Origin of the sequence: Amycolatopsis solani (genome assembly GCF_033441515.1) — a bacterium.
Lineage (GTDB): Bacteria > Actinomycetota > Actinomycetes > Mycobacteriales > Pseudonocardiaceae > Amycolatopsis > Amycolatopsis solani.
Window position 1 is genome coordinate 1,517,907 of sequence record NZ_JAWQJT010000003.1, and the last position, 14,486, is coordinate 1,532,392.

Annotated in this window: 15 protein-coding genes; 8 read left to right on the plus strand and 7 right to left on the minus strand. The window is 72.7% G+C overall.

Annotation, left to right across the window (positions count from 1 at the left end):
• Positions 1–14: 14 nt before the first annotated feature.
• A complete protein-coding gene (locus SD460_RS39655) occupies positions 15–425 on the plus strand; it encodes a secondary thiamine-phosphate synthase enzyme YjbQ (protein ID WP_290054353.1) in 411 nt (136 codons plus the stop codon).
• On the opposite strand, the gene SD460_RS39660 is transcribed toward SD460_RS39655, so the two are convergent.
• Positions 363–1,367: an ABC transporter permease gene (locus tag SD460_RS39660; RefSeq protein WP_290054355.1), complete on the minus strand. Its 1,005-nt coding sequence runs from the start codon at positions 1,365–1,367 to the stop codon at positions 363–365. The two genes, SD460_RS39655 and SD460_RS39660, sit on opposite strands and share 63 nt — an antisense overlap.
• Positions 1,368–1,467: 100 nt before the next feature.
• On the opposite strand from SD460_RS39660, the gene SD460_RS39665 reads away from it, so the two are divergent.
• Together SD460_RS39665 and SD460_RS39670 are read left to right on the plus strand one after the other, a co-directional pair.
• A complete protein-coding gene (locus SD460_RS39665; protein ID WP_290054357.1) occupies positions 1,468–2,163 on the plus strand; it encodes an HAD family hydrolase in 696 nt (231 codons plus the stop codon).
• Between the two features lie 113 nt (positions 2,164–2,276).
• Positions 2,277–4,400, plus strand: coding sequence for a bifunctional lysylphosphatidylglycerol flippase/synthetase MprF (locus tag SD460_RS39670; protein ID WP_290054359.1), 2,124 nt, complete (start codon positions 2,277–2,279; stop codon positions 4,398–4,400).
• On the opposite strand, the gene SD460_RS39675 is transcribed toward SD460_RS39670, so the two are convergent.
• From SD460_RS39675 to SD460_RS39685, 3 genes are read right to left on the minus strand one after another with little or no spacing between them, the layout of a single operon-like run.
• Positions 4,378–5,052, minus strand: coding sequence for a hypothetical protein (locus SD460_RS39675; RefSeq protein WP_290054361.1), 675 nt, complete (start codon positions 5,050–5,052; stop codon positions 4,378–4,380). The two genes, SD460_RS39670 and SD460_RS39675, sit on opposite strands and share 23 nt — an antisense overlap.
• Positions 5,053–5,078: 26 nt before the next feature.
• Positions 5,079–5,987, minus strand: coding sequence for a DUF8017 domain-containing protein (locus SD460_RS39680; protein ID WP_290054363.1), 909 nt, complete (start codon positions 5,985–5,987; stop codon positions 5,079–5,081).
• Complete coding sequence (locus tag SD460_RS39685) at positions 5,987–7,735, minus strand: proline--tRNA ligase (protein ID WP_290054364.1); 1,749 nt, start codon at positions 7,733–7,735, stop codon at positions 5,987–5,989. The genes SD460_RS39680 and SD460_RS39685 overlap by 1 nt, the downstream gene beginning before the upstream one ends.
• Before the next feature lie 123 nt (positions 7,736–7,858).
• Here SD460_RS39685 and SD460_RS39690 point away from each other — a divergent pair, with 123 nt between their 5' ends.
• Positions 7,859–8,212, plus strand: a complete 354-nt coding sequence (locus SD460_RS39690; protein WP_290054366.1) for a VOC family protein — start codon at positions 7,859–7,861, stop codon at positions 8,210–8,212.
• Positions 8,213–8,238: 26 nt separating this feature from the next.
• The gene (locus tag SD460_RS39695; protein WP_290054368.1) at positions 8,239–9,141 is read left to right on the plus strand and encodes a 2-hydroxyacid dehydrogenase; all 903 of its coding nucleotides are present in this window, start codon (positions 8,239–8,241) and stop codon (positions 9,139–9,141) included.
• Here SD460_RS39695 and SD460_RS39700 read toward each other — a convergent pair.
• Positions 9,122–10,087 carry a GNAT family N-acetyltransferase gene (locus tag SD460_RS39700; RefSeq protein ID WP_290054370.1) on the minus strand — a complete coding sequence of 322 codons (966 nt, stop codon included), beginning with the start codon at positions 10,085–10,087 and terminating at the stop codon, positions 9,122–9,124. The two genes, SD460_RS39695 and SD460_RS39700, sit on opposite strands and share 20 nt — an antisense overlap.
• A 55-nt stretch (positions 10,088–10,142) precedes the next feature.
• Here SD460_RS39700 and yaaA point away from each other — a divergent pair, with 55 nt between their 5' ends.
• Positions 10,143–10,889: a peroxide stress protein YaaA gene (yaaA, locus tag SD460_RS39705; RefSeq protein WP_290054372.1), complete on the plus strand. Its 747-nt coding sequence runs from the start codon at positions 10,143–10,145 to the stop codon at positions 10,887–10,889.
• 54 nt (positions 10,890–10,943) lie between these two features.
• Here the strand turns inward: yaaA and SD460_RS39710 are convergent, their stop codons facing one another.
• Positions 10,944–12,014, minus strand: a complete 1,071-nt coding sequence (locus SD460_RS39710) for an NAD(P)/FAD-dependent oxidoreductase (RefSeq protein WP_290054374.1) — start codon at positions 12,012–12,014, stop codon at positions 10,944–10,946.
• 84 nt (positions 12,015–12,098) lie between these two features.
• Between SD460_RS39710 and SD460_RS39715 the strand changes: the two genes are divergently transcribed.
• Positions 12,099–12,653 (plus strand): suppressor of fused domain protein, encoded by a 555-nt coding sequence (locus SD460_RS39715; RefSeq protein ID WP_290054375.1) that lies wholly within the window; start codon positions 12,099–12,101, stop codon positions 12,651–12,653.
• Positions 12,654–12,659: 6 nt separating this feature from the next.
• Here the strand turns inward: SD460_RS39715 and SD460_RS39720 are convergent, their stop codons facing one another.
• Positions 12,660–13,511, minus strand: coding sequence for a LysR family transcriptional regulator (locus tag SD460_RS39720; RefSeq protein WP_290054376.1), 852 nt, complete (start codon positions 13,509–13,511; stop codon positions 12,660–12,662).
• A gap of 82 nt (positions 13,512–13,593) precedes the next feature.
• Between SD460_RS39720 and SD460_RS39725 the strand changes: the two genes are divergently transcribed.
• Positions 13,594–14,481: an MBL fold metallo-hydrolase gene (locus SD460_RS39725; RefSeq protein ID WP_290054378.1), complete on the plus strand. Its 888-nt coding sequence runs from the start codon at positions 13,594–13,596 to the stop codon at positions 14,479–14,481.
• Positions 14,482–14,486 lie beyond the last annotated feature (5 nt).

Below are 14,486 nucleotides of genomic sequence, written 5' to 3' on the forward strand. Positions count from 1 at the left end.
TTACGCTGGGAGCCATGTACTCCACCGAGATCGAGGTCCGCACCGGCTCCGACGCCGTCGTCCACGACCTCACCCGCGAAGCCGAGGCCTTCCTGCGCGACGCCGACGCGGCCGACGGGCTGCTGCACGTGTGGGTGCCGCACGCCACCGCCGGGCTGGCGATCCTGGAGACCGGCGCCGGCAGCGACGAAGACCTGCTGACCGCCCTCGACGAGCTCCTCCCCCGCGACGGCCGCTGGCGGCACCGGCACGGGAGCCCGGGTCACGGCCGTGACCACGTGCTCCCGGCGCTGGTGCCGCCGTACGCGACGATCCCGGTGCTCGGCGGCGTGCTCGCGCTGGGCACCTGGCAGTCGATCTGCCTAGTGGACACCAACCTCGACAACCCGGTCCGCAAGGTGCGGTTCAGCCTGCTCGCGGGCTGAGCGGCCCGGCCACAGCGTCACCAGCAGGCCCGCGGCGAGCAGCGCGCCCAGCACCCAGAGGCCGGTCGTGACGTCGGGTGCGTCCGGCACGCCCTGCAGCAGGCTGCGCAGGCCCTCGGTCGAGAAGCGGAACGGCGTCCACGACCAGAGCAGCGCGCGGTAGGCCGGGTTCAGCAGCTCCGGCACCTGCCCGGCGACCGCGGGCGCGACCAGGTACAGCGGCCCCAGCACGGCCATCGCGCGCAGGCCGAGCAGGCGCAGCATCCCGGCCTGCACCGCTGCGAACGCCGTCGCCGAGAGGAAGACGAAGCCGAGCACCCCGGCGTCCAGCGGCAGCGCGGAGTCCCACAGCGCGAAGAACCCGGCCACGACCGCCGCGAGCAGCACGCCGACGCCGACGACCTGCGTGAACCGCGATCCGGTGCCCGGCACGCGGCCGGTCCGCTTGGCCAGCTGCGTCAGGCCGAGGCCGGCGACCAGCGCGCCGATCCAGGCCAGCGCGGACGCGGCCAGCGGCGCGGTGCGGCCGGCCAGGCTCACCGGGTGCAGCACCTCCTGCTTCGGCGCGCCGGCCAGCGCGGTCGCGGCGCCGGTCAGCGCCTGCTGCGCGACCTGCGTGCCGGCCGGGTTGACCGCGCCCGACGTCACCACCGTCGCGACCGGTCCCGGCCCGAGTTCGAGCACGCCGTAGACCTTCTTGTCCGCCAGCAGCTGCCGCGCTTCGGCCGGGCTCGCGACGGTCCAGGCGAGCTGGCCCCCGCCGTGCGCGGCGATGCGCTGGGCGATTTCGGGCGGCGCGGCGACGGCGACCGGGACGCCGTCCGGCGCGACCGTGGCCTGCGCGCCGAAGGTGAGGAAACCGAGCACCACCGCCACCAGCGCGCCGGCCAGGGCGGCGATCAGGGCGAGCGCCCCGGTGGGGCGCCGGGCAGGACCGGTCATGACCAACCTCCAGTTATTCGTCGCTTGTTGAATTCAAGCTAAGGCCGCACTCCCAAGAAGTCAACACGTGTTGAATAGTGGCGCCGGTAACCTCGATCTCGTGACGAAGAAGCGGCTGGTGCTCTGGGACATCGACCACACCCTCGTGGACTTCACCGAACTGGGTTCGGCCTGGTACGCGACGGCGTTCACCGCCGCGACCGGGGCCACCCTGCGCGTCAACCCGGTGTTCGGGGGCCGCACGGAGCTCGCCACGACGACCGACCTGCTCACCGCGAACGGCTTCGAAGCCGCGCAGGAGACGATCCAAGCGCTGTTCAAGGCCCTGGTGGCGGAGTCCGAACGCGCGGCGCACCGCTTCCCGGCCGAGGCCCGCGTGCTGCCCGGCGCGGCCGAGGCGCTGAGCGAGTTCGCCGGGCACGACGGCGTCGTCCAGACGCTGGTCACCGGCAACCTGCCGGAGATCTCCCGGCACAAGCTCGCCGCGTTCGGCCTGCAGGAGCACCTCGACCTGGAGATCGGCGGCTACGGCACGCTCTCGGTGCACCGCCCGGACCTGGTGCCGCACGCGGTGGGGCTGGCAGCGGCCAAGCACGGCACCGAGTTCGAAGCCGACGAGGTCGTCGTCATCGGCGACACCCCCAACGACGTCAAAGCCGCGCTGGACAACGGCGCGGTCTCCATCGCCGTCGCGACCGGTCACTTCTCGGCCGAGGAACTGGCGGCGGCGGGCGCGCACACCGTCCTGCCGGACCTGGCCGACACCGACGCCGTCCGCGCCGCCGTCCTCGGCTGACGTTGTCCTCCTGAGGAGGGGGATACCCCTCAGCCGAAAGGACGACTCCCCTAGGGGAAATCTCCGTCTGCTGCCCGATGCCCACGGCGACCGCCGCTCGCCAGACTCTTCCCATGACTCAAACAGGGGCGGCGGGCAAGCTCGCCGGAGGGGGACGCGTCCGGGGAACGGTCGCGGTGCTCAGACAGCGTCTCCCGTTCACCAGCACCGTGACGGCGGCCATGCTGGTGCTCGCCGTCGCGTCCGGCGCGCTCTGGAACGCGGCCGAAGACCGCGCGGCCTACCCGTTCATCGCCTACGGATTGCCGTCGCTGGAGGCGGGCCGGTGGTGGACCATGATCACCGGGCCGTTTTTCGCCGTCATCCCTTGGTACTACCTCCCGATGGTCGGCAGCTTCGCGCTCTTCGCCGGCTTCGCCGAGTGGCAGCTGGGCACGCGGCGCGCGATGGCCGTGACCATCGGCGGCCAGGTCGCCGCCGTCCTCGTCGCGACCCAGTTCCTCGCGCTGTGCCGCAATTCCGGCTGGCTGTGGGCCGAGCGGGTCGCGGGCAGCCTCGACGTCGGGTTCTCCGGCGGCGCGCTCGCCGCGGTCGCGGTCGCCAGCGCGACGCTGCGTCCGCCGTGGGCGCTGCGGTTGCGGGCCGGGCTGTGCGTGTACGCCGGCGTCGCGATCGTCTACGTCGGCACGCTGGCCGACCTCGTGCACTTCTTCGCGCTGCTGCTGGCGATCCCGCTCGGCAAGCGGCTCGTCGGCGGCCGGCGTGCGGACGAAGCTTCCGGTCCGAACCTGCGTGAGTGGCGGCTGCTGACCGTGGCCGGCCTGCTGCTGCTCACCGTGGCCGAGATCGTGATGTTCCTGGTGCCCGGCGACGGCCCGTTCGGCTCGGCGGAAGGGGTTTCGCTGTCGGCGCCGGAGCTGGCGATCCTCGTGGTGCTCGTGGTGCCGATGCTCAACGGGCTGCGCCGGGGCGGGCGCGTCGCGTGGCGCTGGGCCGTCGCGCTGTCGGCTTTCGTCACGCTGCAAGGGTTCGCCGTCGCCACGCTCGTCGGGCTGGCCGACGTCTTCGGCGGGGACTACGACGTCGAAGGCCTGCCGCTGTTCTTCGTCGACAATCTCTTGTGGACGGTCGAGCTGGGTGTCCTGATCGCCGCGCGCCACGCGTTCCGCGTGCCTTCGCGACGCCGGCTGCGGCGGCACGCGCAGGGCCCGGGGCCCGCGCTGGCCCGTTCGCTCCTGGGCCGCCACGGCGGCAGCACGCTGTCGTGGATGACGACCTGGCCGCGCAACACCTACTTCGTCCGCGAGGACGGCCGGTCCTACCTCGCCTACCGGCGGCACGCGGGAGTCGCGGTCGCGCTCGGCGACCCGATCGCGCCCGACGGCACCGCGGCGGCGACCGTCACCGAATTCACGACGATGTGCGAGAACTCCGGCCTGGTGCCGTGCGTGTTTTCGGCGACGGAGGCCACCGTCGCGGCGACGCGCGAGCTGGGCTGGCAGCACGTCCAGGTCGCCGAGGACAACGTGCTGGACCTCGACGGCCTCGAGTTCCGCGGCAAGGCGTGGCAGGACGTCCGGTCCGCGCTCAACAAGGCCGCCAAGCAGCAGATCGACTTCCGGCTGGTTCGCTTGGCCGACCAGCCGGAACCCATCCTTGCCCAAGTCCGGGCGCTCTCGGAGGAGTGGATCGCCGACAAGGGCATGCCGGAGATGGGGTTCACCCTCGGCGGGCTCGACGAGGCGATGGACCCCGCCACCCGGGTCGGCCTCGCGGTCGACGCGGAGGGCACCGTCCACGGCGTGACGTCGTGGCTCCCGGTCCACACGGGCGCGGGCAAGATCGGCGGCTGGACGCTCGACGTCATGCGCCGCAGCGCGCACGGCTTCCGCCCGGTGATGGAGTTCCTCATCGCGTCGGCCTGCGTGGCGTTCCGGGAAGAAGGCGCGCGGTTCGTCTCGCTTTCGGGCGCGCCGCTGGCCCGCAGCGGCTCCGGCCCGGCGCGGCCGGTGGACCGGGTGCTGGAGTCGCTGGGCCGCGTGATGGAGCCGTACTACGGGTTCCGGTCGCTGCACGCGTTCAAGGCGAAGTTCCAGCCGCGGCACGTCCCGCTGTACCTGGCGTTCCGCGACGAAGCCGACCTGCCCCGGATCGGGCTGGCGCTGAGCCGGGCGTACCTGCCGGACGTGCGGCTGCGGCAGCTGGCGAAGCTGGTCAGTAGCTCTCGGGCACGCTGATCCGCTGGGGGAAGCGGATCTTCCGGCGGCTGACGACGTTCTGGTCCTTTTCGATCAGCCTGCCGTCGGTCAGCCGGAGCCAGTGCCCGTCGCGGGAGTCGCTGAACGCGAGCATCACCCCCGGCGTGGCGTCGGTGCCCGTCCAGCGGACGGGCATCCGCCACTTCCCCGGCGGCAGCACGGCGTAGAGGTACTCGTCGTCTTCGATGACCGGGCCGCGGTGCAGCGTGGACCCGGTCATCGGCAGGCTCAGCACGAGATCGAACGAGACGACGACGTGGTGGATCGCTTCGGCATTGGCGTTGGCGACGACCATGAACACGGTGCCGTCGTCCTCGCCCGCCTCGGTCCACGCGGTGACCTTCCCGGCCTGTTCCTGCCGCTCACGCAACTCTCGCCGCTGCCGGTCGGCCTGCGCGAGCCGCCCGTCCCGGATGGCGATCCACAGCGCGACGACGACGGCGCCGAGGGTGCCGATCCCGCCGGCCCACTGCCCGGTGGCACCCCACCAGTCCGGATCCCGCGGTTGCACGAGCCAGCTCCAGGCGCCGGCCAGCAACGGCCCGAAGAGGAGCAGGACCCCCGCGGCGCCCAGCACCGCGAACGCGCCGATCCGGATCCGTGCGAGCCGTCTGTCCGCGTCACCACCCATGCGGGCAGCCTGCCGAATCCGGGCGCCTAGCGGTAGGTGGTCGGCGGCGGAGTCGTCGTGCCGCGGTCCGCCGCCGGCACGAACCGGTAGCTCCGCACGATCCCGACCAGGTCGTCGCGCACCGAAGGGCCGCCCCGATCGCTGTCCGCGTAGGCGACCACGACTCCGGCCGTCCCCGCGTTGCCGCCGAACGCCATCGCCGCCACCAGGGCGTGCTTGGCCGCGCACTCCCCCGTTTCGGTGGGGACGACTTCCGCGACCACGATCCGCGCCGGCGCTTTCGTCCCGTCGGCCTTGGTGAGCTGCGCGTCGGTGCCGGCGTCGGCGGTCACCGCGGCGAGCGGGCCGCCGTCCGGGCTGAACGCGCTGACGCCGAGGTCGGTGACGGCCTTGCGCGCCGCCGCGTCGAGGTCGGCCAGCGGTTCCGTGGTCACGCCCGCGCCGCCGAGGTCACTGTCGCGGCAGAAGTCCTCGCCCAGGAACGCGCTCGTGATCAGGCGCATGCCCGGCGCCGTGCCGGTCTTCTCCCAGCCGTGCAGCGTGCCGGGTTCGGGCACCCAGTTCGGCGGCACGTCGTAGGCGTACGAACCGTCCCGGCCCGCCACCGACCGCCAGCCGGTGACCACCGGCGGGACCGCCGCCCGCGGCGACGGAGTCACCACCACTGGCGAACGCGGCGTGGGCGCCGAGGACGACTCGCGCGGCTTGCCGACACCCAGCGCGTTCAGCACCCCGGCGACCAGCGCGATGAACACCAGCCCGAACCACGGCGCCTTTCGCCACTTCAGCGGCTTCGCGGCCGGACGGATCCGCTTCGGCCGCGCACGCCGGAGGTCCGGCGCGTCCGCGGGTTCGTAACCGCCGAACCCGCGGAGCGCCGCGTTGTCCTCGTACCCCGGCGTCTCGTCTTCGGGCCGCCGGCGGAACCGGGCCATCAGGACCGGACGAGCTTGACCAGGTGCTCGGTGACGGCGTCGACCGCGATCTCTTCACGCTCACCGGAGCGCCGGTCCTTGACCTCGACGACGCCGTTGGCCAGGCCGCGCCCGACCACCAGGATGGTCGGCACGCCGACCAGCTCGGCGTCGGCGAACTTGACTCCGGGCGTCGCCTTGCGGTCGTCGAGGATGATCTCCAGACCGGCGTTGTCCAGCTCGGCGGCGATCTTCTCGGCGCCGGCGCGCACCGCGTCGTCCTTGCCCGCGATGACGATGTGCACGTCGAACGGCGAGACCTCGCGCGGCCAGATCAGGCCGAGGTCGTCGTGGTTCTGCTCGGCGAGCACGCCGACCAGCCGCGAGACGCCGACGCCGTACGAACCCATCGTGATCCGGATCGGCTTGGAGTCCGGGCCGAGCGCGTCCAGCTCGAAGGCGTCCGCGTACTTGCGGCCGAGCTGGAAGATGTGCCCGATCTCGATGCCGCGCGCGGCGACCAGGGTGCCCTGGCCGTCCGGCGACGCGTCGCCCTCGCGAACCTCAGCGGCTTCGATCGTGCCGTCGGGGGTGAAGTCGCGCCCGGCCAGCAGGTCGACGACGTGGTGGTCGACCTTGTCGGCCCCGGTCACCCAGGCGGTCCCGGGGACGATCCGCGGGTCGGCGAGGTAGCGCACGCCGTTGTCCTGCAGCGCCTTCGGGCCGATGTAGCCCTTGACCAGGAACGGGTTCTTCGCGAAGTCGGCTTCTTCGAGCAGCGCGACCTCGGCGGGCTCCAGCGACGCTTCGAGGCGCTTCATGTCCACTTCGCGGTCACCGGGGACCGCGACGCAGACCAGCTCCCACTCCTTCGCGCCCGGCTGACGCGTCTTGAGCATCACGTTCTTCAGCGTGTCCGCCGCGGTGAACGTCCGGCCCAGGTCCGCGTTGTTGAGGAAGGTGACCAGCGACTCGATGGTCGGCGTGTTCGGCGTGTGGTGCACCTGCGCGTCGGGACGGCCCTCGATCGGCTGCGCGGGCGGCGCGGGCGTGACGACGGCTTCGACGTTCGCCGCGTAACCCGAGTCCGTGCTGCGGACGTAGGTGTCCTCCCCCGTCTCGGCGACCGCGAGGAACTCCTCGGACGCCGAACCGCCCATCGCGCCCGACGTCGCCTTCACGACGACGTACTCGAGGCCGAGCCGGTCGAACAGCTTCGTGTAGGCGTCGCGGTGCGCCTGGTAGGAGCGCTCCAGGCCCTCGTCGTCGAGGTCGAAGGAGTAGGAGTCCTTCATGACGAATTCGCGGCCGCGCAGGATGCCGGCGCGGGGACGCGCTTCGTCGCGGTACTTCGTCTGGATCTGGTACAGCGTGACCGGGTAGTCGCGGTACGAGCTGTACTCGCCCTTCACCGTCAACGTGAAGAGCTCTTCGTGCGTCGGGCCGAGCAGGTAGTCGGCGCCCTTGCGGTCCTTGAGGCGGAAGAGGCTGTCGCCGTATTCGGTCCAGCGGCCGGTGGCCTCGTAGGGCTCCTTCGGCAGCAGTGCGGGGAACTGGATCTCCTGCGCGCCGATGGCGTTCATCTCGTCGCGCACGACGTTCTCGACGCGGCGCAGCACGCGCAAGCCCAGCGGCAGCCAGGAGTACCCGCCCGGGGCGACCCGGCGGACGTAGCCGGCGCGTACCAGGAGCCGGTGGCTCGGTACCTCGGCGTCCGCCGGATCCTCGCGCAACGTGCGAAGGAACAACGACGAAGTCCTGGTGATCACTGCGGGGCTCCCTGCGCCGGGCGGGTGTGAAAGTCCCGCTCAGGGTAGTCACTCGCCCCGCCGTGACTCCAACGGGTTACTCGGCGGCCCGTTTTTGTCGGGGGTCGTCGCTAGCTTCGGGGCATGGCGATCCACATGGGCATGATCACGATCGACTGCGCGGACCCCCGAGGTCTGGCGGAGTTCTGGACGGCGGCGCTCGAGACGACGGTCACGCAGGACTACGAAGGCGAGTTCCTCATCCTCGCGCCCGCCGGCGGCGGCCTCCCGCTGGCGCTGCAGCGGGTACCGGAGCCGAGAGCGGGCAAGAACCGGGTCCACGTCGACTTCCGCGGCGACGACCGCGAGGCCGAGGTGAAACGCCTGGTCGGGCTGGGTGCGAAGGAGCTCGCGGTGCACCGGGTACCGGGCCTGACCTGGACGGTGCTGGCCGATCCGGAGGGCAACGAGTTCTGCGTTTCAGGAGGCGAGCACTGAGCTCGGGCGCCGGGTAGAAAGGCGGCATGAGCGCTCGCGTACTGCTGCCCTGGACCGACATCGAGGTGCCGGAGGGGGTCGAGGTCGCGTATTACGACGGCCGCGAAGCCGTTCCGGGCGGCCTCGACGACGTCGAGTTCTACGTGCTCCCCTACGACCGCGGCCCGGAGCCGCCGAAGCTGATCAAGGAACTGCCCGCGTTGCGGGTGGTGCAGGCGCTCTCGGCCGGGGTCGAGGCACTGCTCCCGCTGCTGCCGGACGGCGTCCGCCTGGCGAACGGGCGGGGGCTGCACGACCTGAGCGTCGCCGAGCACACCCTCGCCCTGATCCACGCGGCGCAGCGGGACCTGCCCCGATGGTTCGCCCAGCAGACGCGGGGCGAGTGGGTGCGCGAGCACACACGCTCACTGGCCGACAGCCGCGTGCTCCTGGTCGGCCACGGCTCGATCGGGCAGGCGATCGAGCGCCAGCTCGTCGCGGCGGAGGCGGTCGTGACGAGGGTGGCGAGCCGCCCGCGTCCGGAGCAGGACGTCCACGGCGTCGCCGAGCTGCCGGAGCTGCTGCCCGGCGCCGACATCGTGGTGCTGATCCTGCCGGACACCCCGGCAACCCGGGGGCTCATCGGCCGCGCGGAGCTGGCGGCACTCCCGGACGATGCCCTGGTGGTGAACGTCGGCCGCGGCACGGCGATCGACACCGAGGCACTGGTGGCGGAGACCCGCGCCGGACGGCTGCGCGCGGGCCTCGACGTCACGGATCCGGAACCCCTGCCCGCCGGCCATCCACTGTGGACGGCGCCGGGCGTGGTCATCACCCCGCACATCGCGGGCGGGTCGGCGTCGTTCTACCCGCGCGCGAAGAAGCTGGCGGCCGAGCAGCTGAGGCGGTACGTGCGGGGCGAGGAGCTGCTCAACCTCGTGGAGCACTGAGCACGTACACGTGCCATTCGTCGTCGACGCGGTACCCGCACCGCTCGTAGACACCGAGCGCCCGGTGCGCGTTGTCGACGTCGACGTTCAGGGCCGACCGGTCGAACCCCGCGGCCTTCGCGGCCCGGAGCGTGTGGCCCAGCAGGCCCGAGGCGACCCCGCGCCCGCGCAGCACCTCGCGCGTCCCGACCCAGGTGGCGTGCAGCTCGCGAATGCCCGTCGCCGCGGCTTCGGACGCGTAGAAGTGGCTCAGCACGAACGCTAGGACCTTTTCCCCGTCGAGGACGAGGAACGACAGGTCCGGCCGGAAGTCCTTCGAGCCGGTGACCAGGTGCCGCCACGCCTCCGGCTCGTAGAGCGTGCTGCCCCAGTGGTCGGCGAAGGTATCGTTGCGGGCATCGAGGACGGCGCGGTCCTGCTCGAACCCGAACGGCACCGCCTCGAAGCCGTCCGGCAGCGCCGGCTGCGGCGGCAGCTCCGCCAGGCCGACGCGCATGGTCACCATCGTCCGGAGATGCCGGTAGCCCGCCCCGGCCAGCACTCCGGCGATCCAGCGCTCGTTCTCGTGGAGGCCGTAGTGCAGTTCCAGCGGCGCGCCCGGGAAGGCACGCTCGTGGACCTCGCGGCTCGTCCGCGAGAACCACCCGGCCAGGTGAGCGCCGAGGACGTCGTCGCGGTGGTCCGGGTGCACGATCGACTGCAGCCGGATCATGTGCACGGGCTCGGCGGCGTCCCGGCGGCGGATCAGGCCGTACCCGACCAGCCGGTCGCCCGCCCAGGCGCCGATCGTGGCGCGGGCCAGGTCGATGCTGGGACCTGCCAGCTCTTCGCGGAGGTCTTCCTCGCTGAAGTGCTCACCCGTCCGGTCGGTTTCCTCGGCCGCCGCGTACAGGCGGGTCAGGGCCGGTACGTCGGCGAACGTCAACGGGCGCCAGGTCAGGTCCATGCCGGGAGGCTAGGCCGGGCGGCGGCGCCCGCGCACCCCGATTTACGCTCGGCACGTGCTGGTGCTCCTCCCCCCTTCAGAGACCAAAGCCGACGGCGGCCGCGGCGGCCCGCTCGAGCTGAGCGCGCTGTCGTTCCCCGAGCTGAACCCGGCGCGCGCGAAGCTCGCGGACGCGCTGGTCGAGCTGGCCGCCGACGTCCCGGCCAGCATCGCGGCCCTGGGCCTCACCGAGCGCCAGGCCGGGGAGGTCGCGCGCAACGCCGAGCTCTGGACGTCCCCGACGATGCCGGCCCTGCGCCGCTACACGGGTGTCCTCTACGACGCCCTCGACGTGAAGAGCTTCACGAAAGCCGGCCTCGAGAAAGCCCACCGCCGCCTGGCGGTGACGTCCTCGCTGTTCGGCGTCGTCTCGGCCACCGACCCGATCCCCGCGTACCGCCTGTCGGGCGGCAACTCCCTGCCCGCCCTCGGCACCGTCCGCGGCCTGTGGAAGCCCGTCCTCGAGCCGGTGCTGCAGGCGGTCGAGGGCTTGGTCGTGGATCTCCGTTCAGGCACGTACTCGGCCTTCGCGAAGCTCCGCCCGGACGCGGTGACGGTCCGCGTGGTCACCGAAAACGCCCGCGGCGAACGCGTGACGGTCAGCCACTTCAACAAGGCGTACAAAGGCCGCCTCGCCCACGTGCTGGCCGCGACCCGCGCCGAACCGTCCACTGTGGACCAGCTGGTGAAGGTGATCACGAAGGCGGGCCTGGTGGTCGAGCGCACGGGCGACCACGCGCTGGAGCTGGTCACCGAAGGCTGACGGGCCACCCCAGCCGCCGGTAGTGGCGCGTCACCAGCGCGGCGAGGTGGCGGTTCAGAAGCGGTCCGGGGCGAACGGACTCAGGTCGAAGCCCGGGTCCTCCCCCACCGCCAGCGCCGCGACGAGCTTGCCCGCGAACGGCGCGTTCGTCAGGCCGCCCGCGCCGAAGCCCGTCGACACGGCCAGTCCGGGACGCAGCAGGCCGAGGATCGGCAGGCCGTCCGGCGTGCCCGGCCGGAAGCCGACCCGGGTCTCGGCCAGTGTCGCGTCCGCGAGGCCGGGCGCGACCGCCAGCGCGTTGTCCAGCACCTCGCGCTGCCCGGCGGCCGTGACGCGGTAGTCGAAGCCCGACTCCGCCTCGCGCGTCGCGCCTGCGACGACCCGGCCACCGCCGAACGCGAGGAGGTAGTGGCTGGTGCGCGGCAGCACCACCGGCCACGCCGCCGTGTCCGTGCCCGGCAGGTCGAAGTGGCTGATCTGACCGCGGTGCGGCGTCACCGGCAGGTCGATGCCCAGCGGTGCCAGCAGTTCCCGGCTCCACGCGCCGGCCGCGACCACGACGCTGTCCGCTTCCAGCGGTCCCGCTTCACCCGCGACCGTGCCGTCGGCGCGGAACGCGACCTCGCCCTCGACGAACTTCGCGCCCCGGCGCTCGGCGTCGTGCAGGAGCGCGCGGCGCAGCTCGTGCCCGTCGACACGGCCGGCGCCGGTCAGGTGCACCGCACCGAGTCCCGGCGCCAGTGCCGGGAAGAGCTCGCGGGCCTGCGCCGGGTCGAGCCGGCGGACCTCGCCGATCTCCGGCGCGTCCGCCGACCGCTTGCTCAGCCGTTCCTGCGCCGCCGCCAGCTCGGCCTCGTCGGCCGACACGATCATCCCGCCGACGACCTCGAACGACGAGCCCTCGAGCTCCGCCGAGAATTCGCGGTAGTACCGGCCGGCGGCCGAGGCGAGCGGGTACACCGCGTCTTCCCGCTGCGACGTCCACGGGCTGACGATCCCGGCGCCGGCCTCGGTCGCCGTCCCCGGCCACGCCGCGTCCGCCACGACCACTTCCACGCCGCGGCGCGCCAGGTGCCAAGCCGTCGCCGCACCGCCGATTCCGCTGCCGATCACGAGCACTCGCATGCTTCCCACCCTGCCCGAACGTGCCGCGCCCGGGCCAGCGGGATTGCCCCGCGCCACATCCCGGTCAGTCGTATGCTGCGCGCCATGCCGAGCCGTGCCGAGCGGTATGTCGCCCATCTCGACACCCTGACCGGGACCAGCGAACCCCGCCTGCAGCCGATCCCGTCGACCCACGACGGGCTCGACGACGTCATCGCGTTCGTCTACGTGGACGAGCCGGAACCGCGCTACCTCACCGGCGCGACCTACGGGCTTTCGCTGGCCGAGCACCCGGAGTGGCACGGCATGAGACCGGAGCTGTGGATCAGCGTCCGCTCCGACGACCCGACGTGGGCCCTGGCCATCGGCTACCTGGCCGAGCAGCTGCGCGGCACCTGCCCGTTCGTCTACGGCGACACGATCGACTTCGGGCAGCCGATCGCCGAGGAGTCCGCCATGACGGCGTTCGCGGTCTCGGCACCCGCGGGGCTCGACGCGCACCAGTACACGCTGATCGACGTCGGCGGCGCGCCGATCAGCATCGCCGGCTGCTACCCGGTGCACGACACCGAGCGCAAGTTCATCCGCGAGCACGGCATCGACGCGTTCTGGCAGCTGGACTGGGACCTCTACGACGTGCGCCGCGCACCGGTGGTCTAGACCTGATCAGGCGCGGTACGCGGCCCTCGCGATGTGGGCGAACGAGCGGACCAGCGGGTTCGTGTCGCCCTTCTGCCACACCACGACCACCGGGCTCGGCGGCATCGCGGGCAAGGGCACCACGACCAGGTCGCCGGGTGGCTGGTGACCGAGCGGGGTCAAGCCGACGGTGCCGTTCCAGAGAACCGCCTGCAGGCATTCCTGGACCGCGCGCACCACCGGGCCCTCCCGGGGTTCGCCACCGTGCCAGTACGACTGCCACCGCGGGTCGGTGCCGTCGGGGAACCGGAACCAGCGGCGGCCGGCCAGGTCCGCGAGGTCGAGCTGCTCGCGGGTGGCCAGGGGGTCGTCGGCGCGCAGCACCGCACCCACCGGGTCGGTGCGCAGTTCGTGCACCGCCAGGCCGGTCTCGTCGAACGGCCCGCGGGTCAGCGCCACGTCGACCAGGCCCGTGCGCAGCCCGCAGGTCGGGTCGGTCAGGTCGGTGTCGCGGACGCGGACCTCGACGCCGGGGTGCCGCTGCCGGTACGCGTCGGCGAGCCGGAGCGCGTTCGGGTCGGTGCTGTCGCCGAGGATGCCGACGGTGAGGACCGCTTCGCCCGCCGCCGCGGCCACGCGCACGCGGGCCCGGTCGGCCTGGTCGAGCAAGGATCGAGCTTCCGCCAGCAGCGCCGCTCCGGCGGGGGTGAGCGTGACTCCCGTGGCGGAGCGCAGCAACAGCACGGCACCGACGTCGCTCTCCAGCTGCTTGATCGCCCGGCTCAGCGGCGGCTGGCTCATGTGCAGCCGCGCGGCGGCGCGGCCGAAGTGGAGTTCTTCGGCGACGGCCACGAAGTACCGCAGCGTGCGCAGCTCCATGACCGGCGACGATAGCCACCCGGTATCGGCACCACCGAACCGGTCTTGGACGCCCGTGCCCGGACGGCGGTGGAATCGGGGCATGACCGAACTGACCGATCCCGCCGTGCGCGTCGAAGGCGCCGAGGAGATCGCCCCGGACCTGCTGGTGATCCCCAACCGCCGGGTCGACCTGGTGCCCAACATCGGCGTCGTCGGCGGCTCGGAAGCCGTGCTCGTCGTCGACACCGGCATCGGCACCGCCAACGCCGAGCAGGTGCTCGCCTTCGCGACGGAAGTGGCGAAGGGCCGCCGCCTGTACCTGACCACGACCCACTTTCACCCCGAGCACGCTTTCGGCGCCCAGGTGTTCGCCGGCGAGGCCACCTACGTGGTCAACCGCGCCCAGGCCGGCGACCTGACGACCAAGGGCCCGGGCTACCTGGAGATGTTCCGGGACCTCGGCGAGGTCGTCGCCCGCCGTCTCGACGGTGTCCGGGTGCCGGCGCCCGATCTCGTCTACGACGACGGGTACGACCTCGACCTCGGCGGCCGGACCGTCCGGCTGCGCCCCACCGGGCGCGGCCACACCAAGGGCGACCAGGTCGTCGAGGTGCCGGACGCCGGTGTCCTGTTCACCGGCGACCTCGCCGAGACCGGGCAGTTCGCGATCTTCCCGTGGTTCCCGCCGCACGACGCCGACGTCTCGGGCGTGGGCTGGCTGGCCGTCCTGGACCGGCTGGCCGCCGCCGGGCACCGGGTGGTGGTTCCCGGGCACGGAGAGGTCGGTGGCGGTGCCGTACTCACCGACGTCCGCGACTACCTGCGGGAACTGCGGGACGAGACCTGGCGGCGACGGGACTCGGCGATGGGCGTGGACGAGGTCATCGCCGAGGTCCGGTCGCTGCTCGTCGAACGGCATCCGGACTGGGCCGGCCGCGAGTGGATCGAGCCAGGCGTCGCGTGTCTGTGCACCGAACACGACGCCTGACCCGG

Excerpts from the sequence above, each read along its gene's own strand:
- SD460_RS39680 (WP_290054363.1), bottom strand. The coding sequence starts at position 5,987 with ATGGCCCGGTTCCGCCGGCGGCCCGAAGACGAGACGCCGGGGTACGAG.
- SD460_RS39695 (WP_290054368.1), top strand. The coding sequence starts at position 8,239 with ATGAGCGCTCGCGTACTGCTGCCCTGGACCGACATCGAGGTGCCGGAG.
- SD460_RS39715 (WP_290054375.1), top strand. The coding sequence starts at position 12,099 with ATGCCGAGCCGTGCCGAGCGGTATGTCGCCCATCTCGACACCCTGACC.
- SD460_RS39700 (WP_290054370.1), bottom strand. The coding sequence starts at position 10,087 with ATGGACCTGACCTGGCGCCCGTTGACGTTCGCCGACGTACCGGCCCTG.
- SD460_RS39660 (WP_290054355.1), bottom strand. The coding sequence starts at position 1,367 with ATGACCGGTCCTGCCCGGCGCCCCACCGGGGCGCTCGCCCTGATCGCC.
- SD460_RS39690 (WP_290054366.1), top strand. The coding sequence starts at position 7,859 with ATGGCGATCCACATGGGCATGATCACGATCGACTGCGCGGACCCCCGA.
- SD460_RS39675 (WP_290054361.1), bottom strand. The coding sequence starts at position 5,052 with ATGGGTGGTGACGCGGACAGACGGCTCGCACGGATCCGGATCGGCGCG.
- SD460_RS39655 (WP_290054353.1), top strand. The coding sequence starts at position 15 with ATGTACTCCACCGAGATCGAGGTCCGCACCGGCTCCGACGCCGTCGTC.
- SD460_RS39720 (WP_290054376.1), bottom strand. The coding sequence starts at position 13,511 with ATGGAGCTGCGCACGCTGCGGTACTTCGTGGCCGTCGCCGAAGAACTC.
- SD460_RS39670 (WP_290054359.1), top strand. The coding sequence starts at position 2,277 with ATGACTCAAACAGGGGCGGCGGGCAAGCTCGCCGGAGGGGGACGCGTC.
- SD460_RS39725 (WP_290054378.1), top strand. The coding sequence starts at position 13,594 with ATGACCGAACTGACCGATCCCGCCGTGCGCGTCGAAGGCGCCGAGGAG.
- SD460_RS39710 (WP_290054374.1), bottom strand. The coding sequence starts at position 12,014 with ATGCGAGTGCTCGTGATCGGCAGCGGAATCGGCGGTGCGGCGACGGCT.